At 22.1% G+C, this 434-nt stretch carries 1 protein-coding gene; it reads left to right on the top strand.

Annotated features, from left to right (window positions below):
- Positions 1-254: 254 nt before the first annotated feature.
- Positions 255-434, top strand: a 180-nt coding sequence (locus tag D3D02_RS21430) for a hypothetical protein (RefSeq protein ID WP_233560742.1), incomplete at its 3' end; no start/stop codon positions are given.

Here is a 434-nt window from a genome sequence, read left to right on the forward strand (position 1 = left end):
CAAATGTAGAAATGAAACTAAAAATTTTAAAAACAAAATAAAACAACCTAACATAACAATTAGTCAAAAGAATGGAGTATATAAAAATGACGCATGATAAAGCTTTTTTGGAAGATAAGAAATCAGTTAAAAAAGACCCCTATTTTTTAAAATCTATCATTAGCCTATTAATTATTTTTATTTTAATTTCTATAATATTATTTTCTTTTAAATAAGAAAAGAGTTTACTTTTTCAAATAGCATTCATAATATCTGTGATTTTAGTTATATTTGTTGCGCAAAAGTTATTGAATATTAAAATTTTTGAAAAGACCAAATATTCAATTCGTGATATATACTACATTGTAGCTGGATATATTGCTATTATAATTACTGATTATGTTTACGGTTTGTTTTTTTCTTTAGAAACATCTAATCAGGTAGATACTGAATCA

The organism is Halobellus sp. Atlit-38R (assembly GCF_003665925.1).
GTDB lineage: Archaea > Halobacteriota > Halobacteria > Halobacteriales > Haloferacaceae > Haloquadratum > Haloquadratum inordinatus.